The following is an 18992-nucleotide window of genomic DNA, read 5'->3' as shown; positions in this document are numbered from 1 at the left end:
AGGGTGGCCACTTAGTCAGGGCTGATCTCCTGACGAACCGCGGCATTCAATGCCCTGTTCCCGAGGGAAAACCCCATGAACAGAGCCTGAATTGGTGGATTTAGTCAGTAAGGCGCCTCGACGTCATTCATCGAGACATAGACCGTTTTCATCTCGCTGAAATGATTGATTGCCAATTTCGAGTTTTCCCGCCCGACCCCAGACATTTTTGACCCGCCAAACGGGGCTTCAACCGGTGCGAGGTTGTAGGTGTTGATATAGCAGGTGCCCGCCTCGAACGCGGCCACGATACGATGGGCTCGGGTCAGATCTTTGGTGAACACACCGGCTGCCAGACCGAATTCGGTGTTATTGGCGCGGGCCATCACCTCTTCCTCGGTTTCGAAATCCAACACTGACATAACCGGGCCGAAGATTTCCTCGCGCGCGATGGCCATGTCATCGGTCACATCGGCAAAGACGGCGGGCTGAATGTAGAACCCGTCGCCTTCGATACGCGCACCGCCATAGACCAAACGCGCACCTTCTGCCTTGCCTTTTTCAACATAACCCAGAGCGATATTCATCTGGTTTTCGCTAACCATCGGACCGAAATTAACCTCTTCATCCATCGGGTCGCCGATTTTCACATTCGCCAGACGCTGGGACAGGCGATCGAGGAAGGCTTCTTTGATGCCTTTGTGTACAAAAACGCGGGTGCCGTTGGAACAGACCTGACCCGAGGAGTAGAAATTCCCCAAAATGGCGCCAGACACGGCGTTTTCGATATCTGCATCGTCGAACACGATCATGGGGGACTTGCCGCCTAGTTCCATCGTGACATGCTTCATGCCATCGGCTGCTGCGGCATAAACCTTGCGCCCTGTCGGTACCGATCCGGTCAGCGAGACCTTGGCAACACGGGGGTCCGTCACAAGTGATGCGCCCACATCGCCATAACCCTGAATTACGTTATAGACACCCTTTGGTGCCCCGGCCTCGACCAGGATTTCGGCCACTTGCAGAGCAGACAAGGGCGTGGTCTCGGAAGGCTTGAATACCATCGTGTTGCCGCAGGCCAAAGCCGGCGCGCCTTTCCAGCAGGCAATCTGGGTTGGATAGTTCCACGCGCCGATTCCGACGCAAACCCCAAGCGCCTCACGGATCGTATAGACGAAATCCCCACCACCCAGCGGGATATGCTCGCCGGTCAGCGAGGCCGCCAAACCTCCGAAATACTCCAACGCATCAGCCCCGCTAGTAGCGTCGGCAACCAAAGTTTCCTGCAGCGGTTTTCCAGTATCGTGGGTTTCGATGATCGACAGATCACGATTGCGTTCGCGCATGATGTCCGCGGCGCGGCGCAGAACACGGCCCCTTTCGGTCCCAGACATCGCGGCCCAGTCTGCCTGTGCCGATTTTGCACTGTTTAGAGCCTGATCTATGATCTGCGGAGTAGCAGAATGCAGCCGTGCGATCACTTCCCCTGTTGCGGGGTAGATCACGTCTATGGGTGCTCCGGTCGTGTCGTCGACATATTCACCGTTGATGAAATGGCTCGCCTTGGGCTGAAATCTCATTGTGGGGATTCCCTGATCAGAAGCTGTTTCCTCCGCGTTTATATTTTATTGACTCAGCAGTCAATAAAACTGATCCAGAGCGATTTCCTGCCAATTCCAACAGGCCACGGCTTGAAATTTTCGGTTAATGTTCTATTTATGTTCTACATAGTCAGAGGATCAACCGATGGCCCATTCATTGCCAAACACCGCCCCGCACGGCCCGACAAACGACTATCACCTGCTGCCCGCCACCGATCGGCAGATACGCTATGCCCGCGCCATTGCGGAGCAAACTGCACTTGAGATTCCGGTCGAGGCGCAGCGCGACCGTCAGTCCATGTCTGCCTGGATTTCCAAACACAAACCTGATGATCCCTCACCATTTGCAAATTACCCGACCGGCAAGCAGGTTGCCTTTGCCGAACGTATCTCGCGCAGCAAACGCCGCCCAATCCCGTCGGAGTGCTTTCGCGACAAACAGATGATGTCGCGTTGGATAGATCAAAACAAATAGACAAAATCAGAGCCTAATCCGGACTATGATTGCGGGCATACAACGCCACCGCCGCCGCGACGAACAGGCCCAGTAGGATATAGCCGGTCACCGCCTCGGCCACGGCCAGGGCGCGGCACAGCCCGGTTGGGGACATATCGCCGTACCCAACGGTGGTGAAGGTAACATAAGAAAAATACAGGATATCAGCGGGCCCTTGCGCCCCGATGACGCAATTATCCTGGTACCCGAATGCGCCATAGGCAGCGGCGAACAGGAACGGAACGACCTGAATAAAGGACACACCCATCAAAAACAGAATGCGGCGCGGTGATTTCACCTGAGTCATATAGAACCAGGATTGAGACACCATCCACACAACCAGCCCCACAGAGGCGATCGTACCGATCGTGTCACCTGCGGTGCCCTCGCTCAGACGGGACAGACCGAACCAAGCGAGGAAACTGGCAACCACCATTGCGGCTGCCGCCAGCAGCGTTGATTTCCATTCTTCCAAAGTCGTGGGTTTTCGGGACATGGAACCTCCAACGCGCTGAAATCTCCGGGATTATCCGGTGGACTGTCCTGCGTGGCAACCAGATTTCAGAAAATCAGTCCGTGCCCAGATGTTCCTGTCCCCGCTGACGTGCCAGCAGGATCTGTTTTTCACGTTCCCGGAACCGGGTTTTGTCGACCTCAGAGGTTTCCTCTATGCATTGATGGCAGGACACGCCGTGTTCGTATTCGGCACGTTTCACATCCTCAGGCAGGATCGGGCGACGGCAGCCATGGCACAGGTTGTGCGGCCCTTCGACCAGCCCATGCCCAACGGATACGCGGTTGTCGAACACAAAGCATTCACCCTGCCAGGTGCTGTTCTCGACGGGCATTTCCTCGAGATACCGCAGGATGCCACCTTTCAGGTGATAGACATCCTCGACCCCCTGACCCAACAGGTAATTGGTGGATTTCTCACACCGGATGCCACCCGTGCAGAACATCGCCACACGCTTATTGTGGAACCGGTCCTTGTTTTCTTCCCACCAGGTGGGGAATTCACGAAAACTGCTTGTTTCAGGGTCTAACGCGCCCTCAAACGTACCGATTGCCACCTCGTAATCATTTCGGGTGTCGATCACCACCACATCATCCGAGCGGATCAGATCATTCCAGTCTTCGGGCTCGACATAATTGCCGACACGGGCTCGCGGATCGATATCCGGTTGGCCCATGGTCACGATCTCTTTTTTCAGGCGTACCTTGATCTTGCCAAATGGCGGTTGGTCAGACGTGGCCTCTTTCCACTCCAGATCAGCACAGCCGGGCAGCGCACGGATATGGGCCAGAACCGCGTTAATGCCAGCGCTGGGTCCGGCAATAGTGCCATTGATCCCTTCCTGTGCCAGCAAGAGCGTCCCTTTGACCGATTGCGCGCGGCACAGCTCAAGCAAGGGCGCACGAAGGGCTTCGTGGTTGGCGAACCGGGTGAAATGATAGAGAGCAGCGATCGTATACATGCGCGCGGTCTAAACCCGCGCGGACAGAGTCGCAAGAGACCGGATTGACGCCCCTTGTCGCGCCCACTACCGATAACGCAATCGAAGGAGGTCCCCATGACCCATGCCCTTATTGTGATCGATGTTCAGAACGATTTCTGTCCCGGCGGTGCGTTGGCGGTTCCCGGCGGGGATGAGATCGTGGCTCCGATCAACGCGATGATGCCAGATTTTGACACGGTGATCCTGACTCAAGACTGGCACCCTGCGGGGCATTCGTCCTTTGCCAGCAGCCATGCGGGCAAAAACCCCTATGACATGACCGAGATGCCTTATGGGCCTCAGGTTTTGTGGCCCGATCACTGCGTGCAGGGAACAAATGGGGCAGCATTTCATGCGAACCTGCGTACGGATGGCGATCTGATCCTGCGCAAAGGGTTCCGCAGCAAAATCGATAGCTATTCGGCGTTCTTTGAGAACGACCAGACCACGCCCACCGGGTTGGAAGGGTATCTGCGCACCCGTGAAATCGAGAGACTGACACTCGTCGGGCTGGCCACGGATTTCTGCGTCTACTACTCTGCGGTTGACGCAGCGCGGCTGGGTTTCGACGTGTCAGTTCAGATGAGAGCCTGCAGGGCAATTAACCTGGATGGGTCATTGGCCTCGGCAGAGACCGCGATGAAAGATGCTGGCGTTCGGCTGATTTAAGGGGTTGCCCCCGCAGCCGCCAGATACTTGAGCAGCGCAAAGATAATCACCGCCAACCCCAAAGCAAACCCAACCCGGCCTGGTACAGTTCGGCGATTTGGTCCGGCCGATTCCGCCTGCTGTGGCCTGGGTTTCCACATCGGAACCTCTTTGGGCAACCCGGCGCGCGGCTTGGCGGCTTTTACATCGTTCATGAACTTCAGGAAATCAAACTCGCCGCAATATTCGCCTTTGACTCCCGTCGTCCGGATATTGTGAAACAAGGCTCGCAGAATGCGATCCCTGTCCGCCGTATCCTGTGGACGGTAATATCCATGGGTAATCTCGCTGCGCGTCGAATCCAGACCAAAACCGGCATCATGAAAAATTTTGCGTATTTTGGGTGACGCTGCCCGCAATGCATCGGCTGTTTTCACATTCCGAAACAGCGCACGCACTTTGCGTCCGTTTTGCGCCCCTGACGGGGTCGCCTCCGGATCGTTTTCCCCCGAAGCGATCGTTACAATATCAAAGTCGTACTCGAGAACCATTCACTAACTAAACCTCGACTATCCATCCCCCTCTTTCCACTAACCGGTGAAAAGACCCCACAATATGCTCGCATTGTGACTTGACCTTGTCATTGTCATCAATTTAGCGACTCTTGCCATTCCACGCACCTATTGATCTAACAACGGAAATCGCAGGAGTTCCCAATGGTCGATATTGCGACGCGAGTATACAATCACAAATGGAAGATTGACCCGATTGTCCGGTCTTTAATCGACACAGACTTCTACAAACTGCTGATGTGCCAGTCAGTGTTTCGAAATAAGCCCCAAACGGATGTGGTGTTTTCACTAATTAACCGGTCGAATCACATTCCATTGGCTGAATTGATTGATGAGGGGGAGCTGCGCGAACAGCTGGACCACATTCGGTCACTCAGCCTGAGCCGGGGGGAAAGCACTTGGCTGCGCGGCAATACCTTTTATGGCAAACGTCAGATGTTCCGTTCGGATTTCATGGGGTGGTTCGAGAACCTGCGACTGCCGCCCTATCACCTTGAACGCAAAGGTGATCAGTACGAATTGACCTTTGAAGGCAAATGGCACGAGGTCATGCTGTGGGAAATTCCCGCATTGGCAGTCCTGATGGAGCTGCGATCCCGCTCGGTGCTGAATGCGATGCGGCGGTTCGAGCTACAAATTCTCTATGCTCGTGCGATGACCCGTGTATGGGAGAAAATCGAACATCTACGAGGGATTCAGGGGCTGGGCATCGCCGATTTCGGCACCAGACGGCGGCATTCCTTTCTATGGCAGGACTGGTGCGTCCAAGCCATGATCGAAGGTCTGGGCCCTGCATTTACCGGCACCTCGAACTGCCTGATCGCCATGCGGCGCGAGGTCGAGGCCATCGGCACCAATGCCCACGAGTTGCCCATGGTTTACTCTGCGCTGGCTGATACTGATGAGAAACTGGCGCAGGCACCCTATGACGTGCTTAGCGATTGGCACGAGGAACATGACGGCAACCTACGGATCATCCTGCCTGATACCTATGGCACCAAGGGTTTTCTGGACGACGCGCCAGATTGGTTGGCGGGATGGACTGGCATCAGAATCGACAGCGGTGATCCGGCAACCGGTGCAGAAACTGCGATCAAATGGTGGCAATCACGCGGTGAGGATCCCAAACAGAAACGCGTGATCTTTTCTGACGGTCTGGATGTCGACAAAATCCGCGAACTGCAAAGTCAGTTTGCAGGCCGCACCAAAGTATCCTTCGGCTGGGGCACGCTACTGACCAATGATTTCAGAGGGCTGGTTCCCGATGACGCGCTGGCACCCTTCTCGTTGGTCTGCAAGGCGGTTTCGGCCAATGGTCGCCCGACGGTCAAACTGTCGGACAACCCGGAAAAAGCGATGGGTCCGGCGGATCAGATCGAGCGCTACAAACGTGTCTTTGGCGTTGGCGTGCAACAGCCAATCGAGGTCATCGTTTAGGCCCTAACCATGGAACGCGGCTACGGTTTTCACCTGTGAGAATCCGTACAGCGCCTCGAACCCTTTTTCGCGACCATGGCCGGATTTCCCGACACCGCCAAAGGGCAGCTCCACACCGCCGCCAGCGCCGTAATTGTTGATAAACACCTGCCCCGACCGCAACTTCTTCGCCAGCCGCATCTGCCGCGCGCCATCGCGTGTCCAAATGCTGGCAACCAGCCCGTAATCGGTGGAGTTGGCGATCTGCAGGGCCTCTTCCTCGGTCTCAAAGGGGATCAGCACTTGGACTGGGCCGAAAATCTCATCCTGTGCCAAAACATGATCAGGGGGTACGTCGGCAAACAGGGTTGGTTGCACATAGGCGCCAGCCTCGGGTGCGTGGCCAACAATCGGCCCCTGGCCCACGATATTCAGATCTGCGCCTTTGTTGATAAATCCGGTCACGATGTCCTTCTGGCGTGCTGAAATCAGGGGCCCCAGGCGCAAATCTTCGGACGCGGGCCCAACGGTCAACTCGGAATAGGCCGAGGCCATGCGCGATTTGACCTGCTCATACACTGCGCGTTGCACCAGAACGCGGGAGGAGGCCGAACAGGTCTGCCCTGCGTTCTGAACGCCCGCATTCACCAGAAACGGCAGGGCCGCATCCAGATCTGCATCGTCGAACACCAGCTGCGGGGATTTCCCGCCCAGCTCCAGCGTCACTGGCACCACGTTATGCCCAGCGGCCTGTTGCACCAACGCGCCGGTGGCAACGGAGCCGGTGAAGGATACAAGCTGAATCCCCGGATGCGCCGACAGCGCCGCCCCGGCCTCGGCCCCCAGCCCCGGAACCACGTTCAAAGCGCCCGCCGGCAACCCGGCCTGCTGCGCCAGATGGGCAAAGGCAAGCGCGGTCAAACAGGCCTCTTCCGCTGGTTTCAGCACACAGGCATTGCCCATTGCCAAAGCCGCCCCGACAGAACGGCCGATGATCTGCATAGGATAATTCCACGGCACAATGTGGCCCGTCACACCATGCGGTTCGCGCAGCGTGTAGACGGTATAGCCATCCAGATAAGGGATCGTTTCGCCCATCACCTTATCCGCCGCGCCTCCGTAAAACTCACAATACCGCGCCAGTGCCACCGCATCGGCGCGCGCCTGTGTCAGGGGTTTGCCGACATCCATCGCCTCCAACGCAGCCAGATCATCGACACGTTCCAGCACCATCTGGCCCAATCGGGTCAGAATGCGGCCCCTCTCCAGTGCGGTTTTGCGGCCCCAGTCCCCATCCAGCGCCTTTTGCGCCGCGTTCACCGCAGCATCGATGTCATCAGCATCCCCGCGCGCGATCCGACATAGCTCGGACCCGTCCGACGGGTTGATCAGCGGCAAATCGGCCTGAGACGCAGGCCGCTGCCACGCGCCGCCAATCAGGCACAAGCTGGGATCGAACCACAGGGGATTGGTCATGTCAGGCTCCATTTCGTCTCTAACATTGAAGTTTACGCCACATCTTGACCGACATCCGGCAGGATAGGTGCAGCGGCAATCAGGGTTTGGGTATAAACGTGCTGCGGGTTGGAAAAGACCTGTTCGGTTTCACCCTGTTCGACAATCTGCCCCGCCTGCATCACCAAAACCCGGTCGGTAATGGTGCGCACGACGCTTAGATCGTGGCTGATGAACAGATAGGTGAGGTCATAAGCAGCGCAGAGCTCGGCCATCAGATCCAAGATCTGCGCCCGGACAGAAACATCAAGGGCCGAGACCGCCTCATCAAACAGGATCAGTTCGGGCCGGATGATCAGGGCACGGGCGATGGCAATACGCTGCCTTTGCCCGCCCGAGAATTCGTGAATGTACCGACCCGCGTCATCGGGGCTGAGACCTACGGCTGTCAGAATCTCGGCGATCCGATCCTGCTGCTCGGACCCGGTTGGGGGATGTTCGAGCAGGTGAAACGGCTCGGTGATCAGGCGCGTGACCCGGTGTCGGGGGTTGAAGCTGCCATAGGGGTCCTGGAACACAACCTGCATCTTACGCCGGACGGCCAGATTGGGTTTGTGCCCGGTGAATACTGGCTGCCCGTCCAGCAGAATCTGGCCGCTCTGCACCTCTTCCAGCCCCAGGATAGCCCGTGTTAGGGTCGTTTTTCCGCACCCGGACTCTCCGACTAGGCCCAAGCGCTCGCCTTTGTTCAGTGTAAAGCTGACCCCAGCCACAGCCCTGTGGTGTCGCGGCGCATCAAACAAGCCCTTTCGGGGCAAACGGTAATCCCGGACCACCTGTGCAACCTCAAGCAAAGGCTGTGCCTGTTTGGGTTCCGGCAGGTCAACCTGATGGCCCGAGGCCCGGAACAGCATGCGTGTATAGGGATGCTGCATGTTCCGCAGCAAGGGTTCGGTGGCGCCGGCCTCGACGACTTCGCCATAGCGCATGACGATGATCCGGTCGGCCATATCGGCCACAACCGCCAGATCATGGGTGATCATTAGCAATCCCATGTCATATTCGCGCACCAACCCCGTGAGCAGGTCTAAAATCTGCGCCTGCGTAGTGACGTCCAGCGCCGTCGTAGGTTCGTCCGCGATCAGCAACCTTGGGCGCAACGCGATGGCCATGGCGATCACCACGCGCTGACGCTGACCACCGGACAGCTCATGCGGATACCGGGACAGAGGGAACCTTTCGGGCGGAAGGCCGACGCGCGTCAGCACTTCTTCGGCACGGGACCCGGCCTGTGCAGTAGGCATGGCTTTGTGGATCAGGATTGTCTCCATCACCTGATCCCCGATGGTTTTGACTGGGTTGAGCGCGGTCATGGGTTCCTGAAACACCATTCCGACCGAGGCGCCACGCAGGGCGCACATCTCATCCTCGGAACAGTTCAGCAGGTCCAGCCCGTCCAACCGGATCGCGCCCGCGGCATCCGCACCGTTTGGCAGCAGTTGCATCACCGCCAACGCCGTCATGGACTTGCCCGAACCGCTTTCACCGGTGACGGCGACGATCTCACCCGACGCAACAGACAGGCTGACCTGTTTGAGGATGTCCATGCCATGAATCGACAGGTTGAGATTTTCGATTTCCAGCAAGCTCATGCACGCGCCACCCGTATTCGGGGGTCCAGCCAATCCCGCAAACCGTCGCCCAGCAGGTTCAGCCCCAAAACAGTGACAATGATTGCGAGCCCCGGAATCAGAGCCAAATGCGGGGCAAAACTGACCATCGTCTGCGCATCTGCCAACATCCGGCCCCAACTGGGCGTAGGCGGTTGCGCACCCAACCCGACATAGGACAGGCCTGCCTCGGCAAGAATGCCAAGGCTGAACTGGATGGTGCCCTGTACGATCAGCAAGTTCGCCACATTCGGCAGGATATGTTCCGCCGATATCCGCGCCGCGCCCTTGCCCGAGACCCGGGCGGCCAGGATGAACTCTCGCTCCCACAGGGACAGCGCAGCGCCACGGGTGATACGGGCAAAGACCGGAATGTTGAAGATACCGATGGCAATGATGGCGTTGACCGCCCCGGCACCGAAAACGGCAGTGATCAGGATGGCGATGACCAACGACGGGAAAGCAAAAACCAGATCGTTGCCGCGCATGATCACCTCATCCAGCCACGTGCCTTTGCGCGCCGCTGCCGCCAGACCAAGTGGCACGCCCAATGTCATGCCGATCCCCACCGCCACCAAGGCCACAGCGATTGAAGTGCGCGCACCCACCATGATCATTGAGAACATGTCCCGCCCAAAATGATCGGTGCCAAACCAGTGCTGCGCGTTGGGTGGTTGCAGCTTGGCGGGAATATTCAGCGCGGCGTGCGCGTAGGGCGTCCAGACAAAGGAAAGTGCAGCCGCCAAGACCACCAGCGAGGAGAGTACTGCACCAAGGATGAGGTTACGGCTCATGTCCTGCTCCTCAGACGGGGGTCAACGGCGGCATAGGCGAGGTCAACTAGAAAATTCACCGTGATCACTGCAAAAACCAGCAGCATGACCACCGATTCCACCACGATCAGATCGCGGGCAGAAATCGCTTGAAACACCAGCCGCCCGAGGCCGGGCAGGTAAAACACCTGTTCGATAATGATGGACCCGGCCAGAAGAAAGGAAAACTGCAGCCCGATGATAGTCAGCACCGGGATCAGCGCATTGCGCACCCCGTGACGCCACAGCGCCTGTCGGCGGGACAGGCCCTTGGCCCGTGCGGTGCGCATGAAATCCTCACCCAGAATATCCAGCAGGGCCGACCGCATGACCCTTGCAAGAATCGCCGCCTGTGGCAGAGCCAGCGCTATGGCTGGCAGGGTCAGCGAGTGCAGACCGGTCCAAAACCCGCCGTCCCAGCCTGCGAACCCTCCAGCGTTGAACCAGCGCAGATTGATGGCAAAGACCAGCACCAGCATCATGGCGAACCAGAAATTGGGCACGGCGATGCCGAGCTGTGTGGCCCCCATGACCGCCACATCGCCGGGCCGCCCCCGGCGCGCAGCAGCGTAAATCCCTGCGGGAAAGGCGATCAGGGTCGATAGGGTCAGTGCATAAAGCGCCAGCGGCAGCGACACCCAAAGTCGGTCCGCAATCATCTGAGACACCGGCGTGCGATAGGTGTATGAAGTGCCGAAATCCCCGACCAGCATTCCGCTGACCCAGTTGAAATATCGCTGCGGTTTGGACACATCCAACCCCAGCTCGACCCGCAGCGCGGCCAGCGTGTCAGCCTGCACGTTGACGCCAAGCATGAAGGATGCCGGATCGCCCGGCGCGACCTCGATCACTGCAAAAATGACCACCGAGGCGATAGCCAGGCTGATCACCAGTGAAATCAGACGTTTGAGGGCATAGCGTAGCATTACAAACAGGTTACGGGTGCGAGCCGCGCATACGCAACAGCTACTTGTAGGACTGCTGCTCTTGCCGGACCAAATCAGTCGCGCAGGTCGAAAGCTTCGCCGCGGGTGCGCTGTCCACCAGCGTTTCCAGATTTGTCTCGGTCCGGGCCAGTGCCGCCCGACGAAGGACCATCAGGCGCGCGCGAGGGCTGTCCAGAAACTGCTCCTGCGGGATCAGCGTTTCCAGCGGGCTGTCGATGCGGATGACCTCGAAATAGCCGCCAAACAGGGCAAGGAAGGCAAAGGCGCAGTTTGGTGCCTCGGCCCCGCATTGGTCAGAACAGAGCCGCGCGATGGGGCGGGTCGACTGGGATGTCATTAACCAGTTTTCCACCGCCGGGCGCCAGCTATTGTCCACAGACAGATCGCCATATCCCAGCCCCAGGGCCAGCAACCCCGCCATGCCCAGCGCCTGATCGGAATTCATGTCAACTGGATCAGGCTGAATGTGGCGCAGCGCGGCCAGACCGTCGCCACGCGGCTCGGGATTGACCGTCAGATAACTCAGGTAAGGTTTGAGGTCCTGCATCAGCTGCCCATCCGCCAAAAGATCGCCGCGCATTTCTGGATCGCCATAGAGCGCCACAATTCGCGTCGGGTAGTCCGTAGCTTGATGTTCTCCCAACGCATTGAGCTGTGCAATCAGCTTCGGGTCTGGTGTGGGGCGTTTGGCATCCAACAGCGCTTGGGCAAGCTCATTTCCACCTTTCGCCTCAACCAACAGCCAGGATCGGCCAAAGGCCGTCAGGTCTTTTTGACGAAACAGCTTGCGCGAACCCTTTCGGCCCAGCGATTGGCGGAACGGAGATGGTCCAAGATCGGCGGTTTCAATTCGCCCCAACAGCAGACGTGCCTGCGCGTCACCATCAGCCGCCAGTTCTGCCAGCAGTGGCAGAGCGCGTTCATCATCGCCCTCCAGCCACAGTGTCACCGCCTGTTCAAGCGGCGTATCCCCTTTGGCGACCGGCGCAATCACGGCTAAAACCGCGATCATCAACGCAACGAGGGTTGATCTTCTCATGCGCCGGTCTCCTCTCTGGAACTGGTCTTATTCCGCCCAACTGATGGCGGTCAGGTCGATGGCCGCTGTGGGTGCGTTTTCCCAAAGGCCCTGAACGCCAGCCTTGGCAACGCCAAGCTTGGCCAGCTGGAACAGATACCCGTTGACGTAATCATTTGCGATCAGACGCTGCGCTTCGCCCAACAGGCGGGTACGCTCATCAGGGTCGGTGGTGGCGTTCAACGTCTCCATCAGCGTCTGAAAGTCGATGCTGTCATACTGGAAATAATAGTCGGGCCGCGCATAGATGCCGATATCCATCGGCTCGGTATGGCTGACGATAGTCAGACCAAAATCCTTGCCCTTGAACACCGATTCCAGCCACTGCGCCCATTCGACATTGATGATTTCAGCCTCGATCCCGACCTCGGCCAGTTGCGCGGCGATGATCTCGCCTCCGCGGCGAGCATAAGAAGGCGGCGGCAGGTGCAGAGTGGTCTTGAACCCTTCGGCATAGCCCGCATCGGCCAGCAACTGCGCGGCCTTCTTGGGGTCATACGCCGAATTGCCGGTCAGATCGACATAGGCCGGGTTGTGCGGGGCAAAATGCGTTCCGATGGGCGTGCCATAGCCGAACATCGCGCCGTCAATAATTGCCTGACGGTCGATGGCATGGGCCAGCGCCTGCCGCACCCGGATGTCGTCAAAGGGCGGCTGTTTGTTGTTGGTGGACAGAATCGTCTCACCCTCGGTCGAGCCGACAAGCACCTGAAAGCGCGGATCAGCCTCGAACTGCGGCATGTTCTCAGGCGCCGGGAAAATGTCGAACACATCCACATCCTCGGCCATCATGGCGGCAAAGGCGGCGGTCGGGTCCGAGATGAACTTGAATGTAGCAGACTCTAACGCGGGCTGATCACCCCAATAGTCGGGGTTTCGCGTCAGCGTGATGCTGTCCCCCTGCACCCAGTCCCCAAAGGCAAACGCGCCGGTGCCGACCGGGTTGGTCTTGATCGCCTCTATGCTTTCGGGGGCGACAATCACCGCATCCCCCCAGGCCATATTGAACAGGAAATTCCCGTTTGGCCCTGACAGGGTGACCTTGACGGTCAGCGGATCCACGACCTCAACGCTTTCGATCCCGGCAAACAGGGCCTTTTGTGCATTGGCGCTGTCTTCAGCGCGGGCACGGTCAAGGCTGAATTTGACGTCCTCGGCATCCATGGTGGTGCCATCGTGGAAGGTCACACCATCGCGCAGCTTAAAGGTATAGACGGTGCCGTCGTCTGATATCTCCCAGCTTTCCGCCAGCCCGGGCACGACCGATCCGTCGCCCATGAACCGGGTCAGACCTTCGAAGATATTGGTATAGACAACCGAATCGATGGCCTGTGCCGCAGCGCTGGTCGGGTCCAGATGCGGCGGCTCAAGCTGCATTGCGATGGTGATGTCGGATTTGGCCAGGGCTTGGGTGGCTATCAAACTGGCTCCAATCGCCAGCGCCGATGCAAAAGACCGAAACATCTGCTTTGTCATATCGTTGTCTCCCCACTGAAACTGCGTGGTCCTGCATGTCGCGGACCGGTCTGCGGACCAATGTCCCTTTAAACCTTAGGTCAATCAAGGAAATGTTCGCGCAACCGGGCTATCTTTGGCCCGGTCCAATCTGCTATGCCGCACCGCAACATGAACCGCGAGGAGCGAGCATGAGCGCCACCGCCCGCAAAAGAGCCCCGAATGCCGTGGATATTCGCGCCCGAAAAGGTGGCGAGCCACTGGTCAGTCTGACCGCATATACAACTCCGATGGCCCGGCTGATGGATGATCATTGCGACTTTGTTCTGGTCGGTGACAGTGTCGGCATGGTGCTACACGGGTTGGAATCCACCCTTGGCGTGACGATGGAGATGATGATCCTGCATGGTCAGGCTGTTGCTCGCGGGCTGGACAAGGCGATGATGGTCATCGACATGCCCTTTGCCAGTTACGAGGAAAGCCCCGCACAGGCGTTCCGCAATGCCGCCCGCCTGATGGCCGAAACCGGTGCCGGTGCCGTCAAGCTTGAGGGCGGTGTCGAAATGGCCGAGACCATCCGCTTTCTGGTCAAGCGCGGCATCCCGGTGATGGCGCATATCGGCCTGACCCCACAGTCGATCAACACGCTAGGTGGATATAAGGTGCAGGGCCGTGATGATCAGGCACAGACGGTACTGGCCGATGCCCATGCCGTGGCTGATGCAGGCGCCTTTTCCCTTGTGTTAGAGAAGGTCCCGCAGAGTCTAGCCAACCAAATCACTGCCGAGGTCGCCATCCCTACTATCGGCATTGGCGCGTCCGCCGGATGTGACGGGCAAATACTGGTGGTGGACGACATGGTCGGCTTTTTCACCGCTTTCAAACCGAAATTCGTCAAACGATATGCCGAGCTGGGGCCACTGGCCGAGGCCGCCATCGCCGAGTACGCCGCCGAAGTGCGCGCACGCGCTTTCCCCGCCGATGAACATGTCTTTGCCGATCAGGCTCCGTCACAGGGCTCAGCTAAATGACCGCTCCGATCCTGCGTCGCCTCTCCGATCTGCACGCCTTGACCGCCAACTGGCACAAGAAAGGTGAGGCAATCGGCGTCGTCCCAACTATGGGCGCGTTGCATCCGGGGCATCTGTCTCTGGTTGAGGCGGCCAAAAATGGCACCGACAGAGTTATCGTGACGATTTTCGTGAACCCAAAGCAGTTTAACAACCCCGAGGATCTGGCCAATTATCCGCGCACCGAAATCGAAGATGCTCAGAAACTGGCGCCCTATGGCGTTGATGCGATTTATGTGCCGGACCCGGACGAGATCTACCCGCAAGGCTTTGCCACCACCGTATCTGTAACTGGCCTGACAAATGTGATGGAGGGCGAATTCCGCCCCGGTCATTTCGATGGCGTCGCCACTGTGGTCGCCAAACTGTTCCTGCAAACCCAGGCAGACAGAGCCTATTTTGGGGAAAAAGACTATCAACAGCTGCTGGTCGTGCGCCGCATGGCGCGCGATCTGGATATCCCGATCGAAGTGATCGGCTGCCCCACGGTGCGTGAACCCTCGGGTCTGGCCATGTCCTCACGCAATCAGCGCCTCTCGCCCGAGGGGATGGAGATTGCAGCGCACAAACACCGCATCATGCTGGATCTTGCCAACGCGCTAAAGAACGGCGCCCCGTTCGACACACTGGCAGCACAGGCCAGTACCGATCTTTTGGCCGCAGGTTTTACACAAGTGGAATATATCCAACTGCGCTGTGCGGAATCTCTGAACCCGCTGACACATGCCGACCGACCCGCCCGCCTGTTTGCCGCGGCCTGGGCGGATGGAGTGCGTCTAATCGACAATATTCCCGTCTGAACACTCTGGTACGCAACCGACTGTTTGCGCTAAAGTCTCGCAAAACCAAATGCGAAGGGGGGCGCAGGCGTGACCTATATTCTTGCCATTGATCAGGGCACCACATCATCACGGGCCATTCTGTTCGACGCGGACATGCAACGGGCAGGCACCGCGCAGCATGAATTCACGCAGCATTTCCCACAAGAAGGCTGGGTCGAACACGATCCCGAGGAAATCTGGGACAGCGTCCTACGTGTCTGCCGCGAGGTGATGCAGAGCGTTGGCGCAACCCCCGATCAGATCGCCGGTATCGGCATCACCAACCAGCGTGAAACAACCGTGGTCTGGGATAAACAGACCGGCGAGCCGATCCACAACGCAATCGTCTGGCAGGATCGACGCACTGCCGATATCTGCGCCCGCTACAAACAAGCCGGTTGCGAGGATGACGTGACCCAGCAGACCGGGCTGTTGCTGGACCCGTATTTTTCGGGAACCAAAGTCAAATGGCTACTGGATAATGTCCCCGGCGCCCGCGATCGCGCCGAGGCAGGAGAGCTACTGTTCGGTACCATCGATAGTTTCCTGATCTGGCGCCTGACCGAAGGCCGCAACCATGTGACAGACGCCACCAACGCTGCCCGCACACTGCTGTTCGACATCCACAAAGGCTGTTGGAGCACCGAGATTTGCGATCTGTTGGATGTGCCCATGTCCATGCTGCCCGAGGTACAGGATTGCGCCTCGGATTTCGGAAAAACGACTCTGATTGGGGGAAAAATCCCGATTCTGGGTGTTGCGGGCGATCAGCAGGCCGCAACCATCGGGCAGGCCTGTTTTCAGCCCGGCATGATGAAATCGACCTATGGGACAGGCTGTTTTGCGCTGTTGAATACCGGGCCACAGCCGGTCGCCTCGAAGAACCGCCTACTGACGACGATCGCCTATCAGTTGGACGGGCAAAAAACCTATGCCCTTGAGGGTTCGATCTTTGTCGCAGGCGCAGCAGTCCAATGGCTGCGCGATGCGCTGCAGATCATCGAAACCGCCCCGGAAAGTGGCGAGCTGGCGCAGCAGGCCGACCCCAACCAGCATGTTGTGCTGGTGCCCGCGTTTACCGGATTGGGCGCGCCTTATTGGAAACCAGATTGTCGGGGCGCGGTCTTTGGCCTGACCCGCAATTCCGGGCGGGCAGAATTTGCCAAGGCAACACTGGAAAGCATCGCCTATCAGACCCGAGACCTTTGGCATGCCATGCAGGGCGACTGGGGCGCAGATACCGATGTCATCTTACGCGTCGACGGCGGTGCCAGCGCATCTGATTGGGCGATGCAAGGCCTGTCGGATTACCTCGGCGCCGAGGTCGACCGACCCGTGATGCAGGAAACCACCGCACTGGGCGCGGCCTGGCTGGCGGGTATGCGCGCAGGCATCTACCCTGATCAACAGGAGTTCGCGGAAACCTGGGCGCTGGATCGCCGGTTCGAACCCAAACTCTCCACAGAGGAACGCGACGCCGCCTATGACCGCTGGCAACGCGCTGTTCAGGCGGCCATGGCGTTCTGATCGCAGCCGCATTTGGGCTCTGCTTTGTTCAAAGTTGGGTTCTTATGGGGCCACCTGTGCGAACGGTGAATTTCTACGGCAAGTCAGTGCTGCGAGTAAGGCTGTTGGTCAATGTCGGGACCGCGGGACAAAACGGACATCCGACGCACAAGGCCGAATGTCCGCTTAATCCAATCAATCTCAGTTGATATCCTGAACATCCATGACCAGGTTTTCCCAGTTCCGCTGGTTTTCCATGTCGTGCTCTAGGCCCTGCTCGTCTGCGATCGTGAAGCGTTTAACGGCTGATGTTTTGCTCGTTGCCTGGTAGAGCCAATAGGCCTCGGCCTTCAGGGCCTCATCGATAGGCTTGTCGATCGACTCGTAGACCATCTGCTTGCAGGCATTGATGGACTCTGCCGGGAACTTGGAAATCCGCTGCGCCAAGGTGTTTACGTAGTCGTCGATCTCATCAGCATCCAACGCTTTATTGATCGTGCCCATTGCCTCGGCTTCATCGGCGTCAAAGTCTCGGGCACTCAGGATGATTTCCAGCGCGCGGCCCAGACCGGTCTGACGGGCCATGCGGGACGCACCGCCGCCGCAGGGCAGGATACCCATGCCGACTTCCATCTGCATGAACTTGAATTTGCCACGCGCCGCAAAGCGCATGTCCAGCGCCAGGGCCAACTCGTGGCCACCACCGCGTGCGAAGCCTTCCAGCTTCGCGATCGTGGCCTGAGGCACCTTGCTGATGCGTTCGCAGACCGCTTGCAAATCGAGCAGCTGGGCTTCATCGCGGGAGACAGCTTCGGTCGACATGTCCTTGAGCAGCTCGGTGTCGTAGTGGCAGACCCAAACCTCGGGGTTCGCGGATTGGAAGATGACCACCTTGGTATCGCGGTCCCGCTCCAGCCGCATGGCAAGGCTGTTGAGGTCGGCCAGCATTTCCTGGCCTTGCACATTCACTGTTCCAAAATCGAATGCCACCGTTGCGATGGCGTCTTGGACCTTCACGTCAAAGGTTTGAAAATTCTCGTATTTCATCAGTCCGTCCTTTCTTGGGTCCGGACAACGCATGTCGCCGGAGGGTTGCAGCTTCAGGTGGTGTAAAAGACGCCCGACGTCAGACGGGCGTCAGTGGGATCAGCTGAGAGATTTCAAAGCATCTTCGATGCCTTGCATCACCTGCGCCGAATGAGTTGCGTCCAGTGCAGCCACATGTGGCTGCGCGAACTGGCCGCTGTCATTGTCAAAATACTTGCCCGAAACATCCGCGAACGACGACCCGAGCGCCGCTTCACGCAGGATGTTCGCGCCGATGGACAGATCGTTGCCCGCGATGCCGTAGCCTTCCTTGACCATCTTCGAAGCCAACAACGATCCGGGATTGACGGCGACGACGACGGGTCCGTCGGTCAACACCTTCGCCAATTCGCGGGTCCAGATCGTGATGCCGAGCTTGCTTTGCGCGTAGGCGTCATTGTGGCCAAGCTGTTTTTCCCCGCGCATGGCAGCCAAATCAATCGGCGCTTGCGCGGCAGAGGATAGATTCACGATCCGCCCGTCTTTCGGAATGATCGGCAGAAGCGCGCGGGTCAGCGCATAGGGCGCCAAGGTGTTGACCATGAACCGCACATCATGGCCGGCCTCGGTCTGGGTCTCCGCGACTTTCAGCACGCCCGCGTTATTGATCAGCACATCAAGGCGGTCGTGTTTCTCGCGCACCTCTGCCGCGAAGGTTTGGATATCGGCCATACGCGACAGGTCAGCGGCATAGGTTTCGACGTCGCCGCCGACCTCGTTGACGGCGGCTTCCAGTTTGGCTGCACCGCGTCCATGAAGCAGAATTTTGTGCCCCTCTTTTGCGAGGGTCTGCGCCGTCAAAAGACCGATGCCGTCTGTTGATCCGGTGATAAGAATTGTCTTGGTCATGATTGTCTCTCTCCGTTTGCTCGTGTTTCGTGGGT

At 58.4% G+C, this 18992-nt stretch carries 18 protein-coding genes; 6 read left to right on the top strand and 12 right to left on the bottom strand.

The features are described 5' to 3' along the window. Positions 1-104 precede the first annotated feature (104 nt). Complete coding sequence (gene betB / locus AC2FH0_RS16085) at positions 105-1559, bottom strand: betaine-aldehyde dehydrogenase (protein WP_281995702.1); 1455 nt, start codon at positions 1557-1559, stop codon at positions 105-107. 166 nt (positions 1560-1725) lie between these two features. On the opposite strand from betB, the gene AC2FH0_RS16080 reads away from it, so the two are divergent. After that, complete coding sequence (locus AC2FH0_RS16080; protein WP_496789809.1) at positions 1726-2055, top strand: hypothetical protein; 330 nt, start codon at positions 1726-1728, stop codon at positions 2053-2055. A 13-nt stretch (positions 2056-2068) separates the two neighbouring features. Here AC2FH0_RS16080 and AC2FH0_RS16075 read toward each other — a convergent pair whose 3' ends face one another. Together AC2FH0_RS16075 and trhO are read right to left on the bottom strand one after the other, a co-directional pair. Then, complete coding sequence (locus AC2FH0_RS16075; protein ID WP_281973307.1) at positions 2069-2572, bottom strand: potassium channel family protein; 504 nt, start codon at positions 2570-2572, stop codon at positions 2069-2071. A gap of 73 nt (positions 2573-2645) precedes the next feature. Further along, entirely contained in the window at positions 2646-3551 is a 906-nt protein-coding gene (trhO, locus tag AC2FH0_RS16070; protein ID WP_496789807.1) for an oxygen-dependent tRNA uridine(34) hydroxylase TrhO, read from the bottom strand. 96 nt (positions 3552-3647) lie between these two features. On the opposite strand from trhO, the gene pncA reads away from it, so the two are divergent. Then, positions 3648-4241 (top strand): bifunctional nicotinamidase/pyrazinamidase, encoded by a 594-nt coding sequence (gene pncA, locus AC2FH0_RS16065; RefSeq protein WP_496789806.1) that lies wholly within the window; start codon positions 3648-3650, stop codon positions 4239-4241. On the opposite strand, the gene AC2FH0_RS16060 is transcribed toward pncA, so the two are convergent. Further along, the gene (locus AC2FH0_RS16060) at positions 4238-4771 is read right to left on the bottom strand and encodes a hypothetical protein (RefSeq protein ID WP_281973310.1); all 534 of its coding nucleotides are present in this window, start codon (positions 4769-4771) and stop codon (positions 4238-4240) included. The two genes, pncA and AC2FH0_RS16060, sit on opposite strands and share 4 nt — an antisense overlap. A 165-nt stretch (positions 4772-4936) precedes the next feature. Between AC2FH0_RS16060 and pncB the strand changes: the two genes are divergently transcribed. Continuing rightward, positions 4937-6229 carry a nicotinate phosphoribosyltransferase gene (gene pncB, locus AC2FH0_RS16055; RefSeq protein ID WP_496789804.1) on the top strand — a complete coding sequence of 431 codons (1293 nt, stop codon included), beginning with the start codon at positions 4937-4939 and terminating at the stop codon, positions 6227-6229. A 3-nt stretch (positions 6230-6232) separates the two neighbouring features. On the opposite strand, the gene AC2FH0_RS16050 is transcribed toward pncB, so the two are convergent. Genes AC2FH0_RS16050 through AC2FH0_RS16025 form a run of 6 tightly spaced genes read right to left on the bottom strand, consistent with a single transcriptional unit; the run spans position 6233 to position 13646 of the window. Further along, positions 6233-7684, bottom strand: a complete 1452-nt coding sequence (locus tag AC2FH0_RS16050; protein WP_496789803.1) for an aldehyde dehydrogenase family protein — start codon at positions 7682-7684, stop codon at positions 6233-6235. Positions 7685-7716: 32 nt separating this feature from the next. Continuing rightward, positions 7717-9315 carry an ABC transporter ATP-binding protein gene (locus AC2FH0_RS16045; RefSeq protein WP_496789802.1) on the bottom strand — a complete coding sequence of 533 codons (1599 nt, stop codon included), beginning with the start codon at positions 9313-9315 and terminating at the stop codon, positions 7717-7719. Further along, positions 9312-10127: an ABC transporter permease gene (locus AC2FH0_RS16040; protein WP_496690260.1), complete on the bottom strand. Its 816-nt coding sequence runs from the start codon at positions 10125-10127 to the stop codon at positions 9312-9314. The genes AC2FH0_RS16045 and AC2FH0_RS16040 overlap by 4 nt, the downstream gene beginning before the upstream one ends. Further along, complete coding sequence (locus AC2FH0_RS16035; protein WP_496697863.1) at positions 10124-11071, bottom strand: ABC transporter permease; 948 nt, start codon at positions 11069-11071, stop codon at positions 10124-10126. Before AC2FH0_RS16035 ends, AC2FH0_RS16040 begins: the two co-directional genes overlap by 4 nt. A 40-nt stretch (positions 11072-11111) precedes the next feature. Then, positions 11112-12131: a hypothetical protein gene (locus AC2FH0_RS16030; protein WP_142638606.1), complete on the bottom strand. Its 1020-nt coding sequence runs from the start codon at positions 12129-12131 to the stop codon at positions 11112-11114. Between the two features lie 27 nt (positions 12132-12158). Beyond that, positions 12159-13646, bottom strand: a complete 1488-nt coding sequence (locus AC2FH0_RS16025; RefSeq protein ID WP_142638604.1) for an ABC transporter substrate-binding protein — start codon at positions 13644-13646, stop codon at positions 12159-12161. Positions 13647-13816: 170 nt separating this feature from the next. Between AC2FH0_RS16025 and panB the strand changes: the two genes are divergently transcribed. The 3 genes from panB (at position 13817) to glpK (ending at position 17043) form a co-directional block, all read left to right on the top strand. Then, positions 13817-14656, top strand: a complete 840-nt coding sequence (panB, locus tag AC2FH0_RS16020) for a 3-methyl-2-oxobutanoate hydroxymethyltransferase (protein WP_496789801.1) — start codon at positions 13817-13819, stop codon at positions 14654-14656. Further along, a complete protein-coding gene (gene panC / locus AC2FH0_RS16015) occupies positions 14653-15495 on the top strand; it encodes a pantoate--beta-alanine ligase (RefSeq protein WP_496789799.1) in 843 nt (280 codons plus the stop codon). The genes panB and panC overlap by 4 nt, the downstream gene beginning before the upstream one ends. Positions 15496-15564: 69 nt before the next feature. Continuing rightward, positions 15565-17043: a glycerol kinase GlpK gene (gene glpK / locus AC2FH0_RS16010; RefSeq protein WP_496789798.1), complete on the top strand. Its 1479-nt coding sequence runs from the start codon at positions 15565-15567 to the stop codon at positions 17041-17043. Positions 17044-17223: 180 nt separating this feature from the next. On the opposite strand, the gene AC2FH0_RS16005 is transcribed toward glpK, so the two are convergent. Both AC2FH0_RS16005 and AC2FH0_RS16000 read right to left on the bottom strand, forming a co-directional pair. After that, entirely contained in the window at positions 17224-18069 is an 846-nt protein-coding gene (locus AC2FH0_RS16005) for an enoyl-CoA hydratase/isomerase family protein (protein WP_142640334.1), read from the bottom strand. A gap of 99 nt (positions 18070-18168) precedes the next feature. After that, positions 18169-18957: an SDR family NAD(P)-dependent oxidoreductase gene (locus AC2FH0_RS16000; protein ID WP_496789797.1), complete on the bottom strand. Its 789-nt coding sequence runs from the start codon at positions 18955-18957 to the stop codon at positions 18169-18171. Positions 18958-18992 lie beyond the last annotated feature (35 nt).

It is taken from the genome of Ruegeria sp. CDSC051 (assembly GCF_059610665.1).
The sequence above is the reverse complement of the archived record's forward strand: the minus strand, read 5'-3'. Positions and strand labels throughout refer to the sequence as shown.

Bases quoted from the DNA above. Each gene is read 5' to 3' on its own strand.
- betB (WP_281995702.1), bottom strand. From the start codon at position 1,559: ATGAGATTTCAGCCCAAGGCGAGCCATTTCATCAACGGTGAATATGTC.
- AC2FH0_RS16080 (WP_496789809.1), top strand. From the start codon at position 1,726: ATGGCCCATTCATTGCCAAACACCGCCCCGCACGGCCCGACAAACGAC.
- AC2FH0_RS16075 (WP_281973307.1), bottom strand. From the start codon at position 2,572: ATGTCCCGAAAACCCACGACTTTGGAAGAATGGAAATCAACGCTGCTG.
- trhO (WP_496789807.1), bottom strand. From the start codon at position 3,551: ATGTATACGATCGCTGCTCTCTATCATTTCACCCGGTTCGCCAACCAC.
- pncA (WP_496789806.1), top strand. From the start codon at position 3,648: ATGACCCATGCCCTTATTGTGATCGATGTTCAGAACGATTTCTGTCCC.
- AC2FH0_RS16060 (WP_281973310.1), bottom strand. From the start codon at position 4,771: ATGGTTCTCGAGTACGACTTTGATATTGTAACGATCGCTTCGGGGGAA.
- pncB (WP_496789804.1), top strand. From the start codon at position 4,937: ATGGTCGATATTGCGACGCGAGTATACAATCACAAATGGAAGATTGAC.
- AC2FH0_RS16050 (WP_496789803.1), bottom strand. From the start codon at position 7,684: ATGACCAATCCCCTGTGGTTCGATCCCAGCTTGTGCCTGATTGGCGGC.
- AC2FH0_RS16045 (WP_496789802.1), bottom strand. From the start codon at position 9,315: ATGAGCTTGCTGGAAATCGAAAATCTCAACCTGTCGATTCATGGCATG.
- AC2FH0_RS16040 (WP_496690260.1), bottom strand. From the start codon at position 10,127: ATGAGCCGTAACCTCATCCTTGGTGCAGTACTCTCCTCGCTGGTGGTC.
- AC2FH0_RS16035 (WP_496697863.1), bottom strand. From the start codon at position 11,071: ATGCTACGCTATGCCCTCAAACGTCTGATTTCACTGGTGATCAGCCTG.
- AC2FH0_RS16030 (WP_142638606.1), bottom strand. From the start codon at position 12,131: ATGAGAAGATCAACCCTCGTTGCGTTGATGATCGCGGTTTTAGCCGTG.
- AC2FH0_RS16025 (WP_142638604.1), bottom strand. From the start codon at position 13,646: ATGACAAAGCAGATGTTTCGGTCTTTTGCATCGGCGCTGGCGATTGGA.
- panB (WP_496789801.1), top strand. From the start codon at position 13,817: ATGAGCGCCACCGCCCGCAAAAGAGCCCCGAATGCCGTGGATATTCGC.
- panC (WP_496789799.1), top strand. From the start codon at position 14,653: ATGACCGCTCCGATCCTGCGTCGCCTCTCCGATCTGCACGCCTTGACC.
- AC2FH0_RS16005 (WP_142640334.1), bottom strand. From the start codon at position 18,069: ATGAAATACGAGAATTTTCAAACCTTTGACGTGAAGGTCCAAGACGCC.
- AC2FH0_RS16000 (WP_496789797.1), bottom strand. From the start codon at position 18,957: ATGACCAAGACAATTCTTATCACCGGATCAACAGACGGCATCGGTCTT.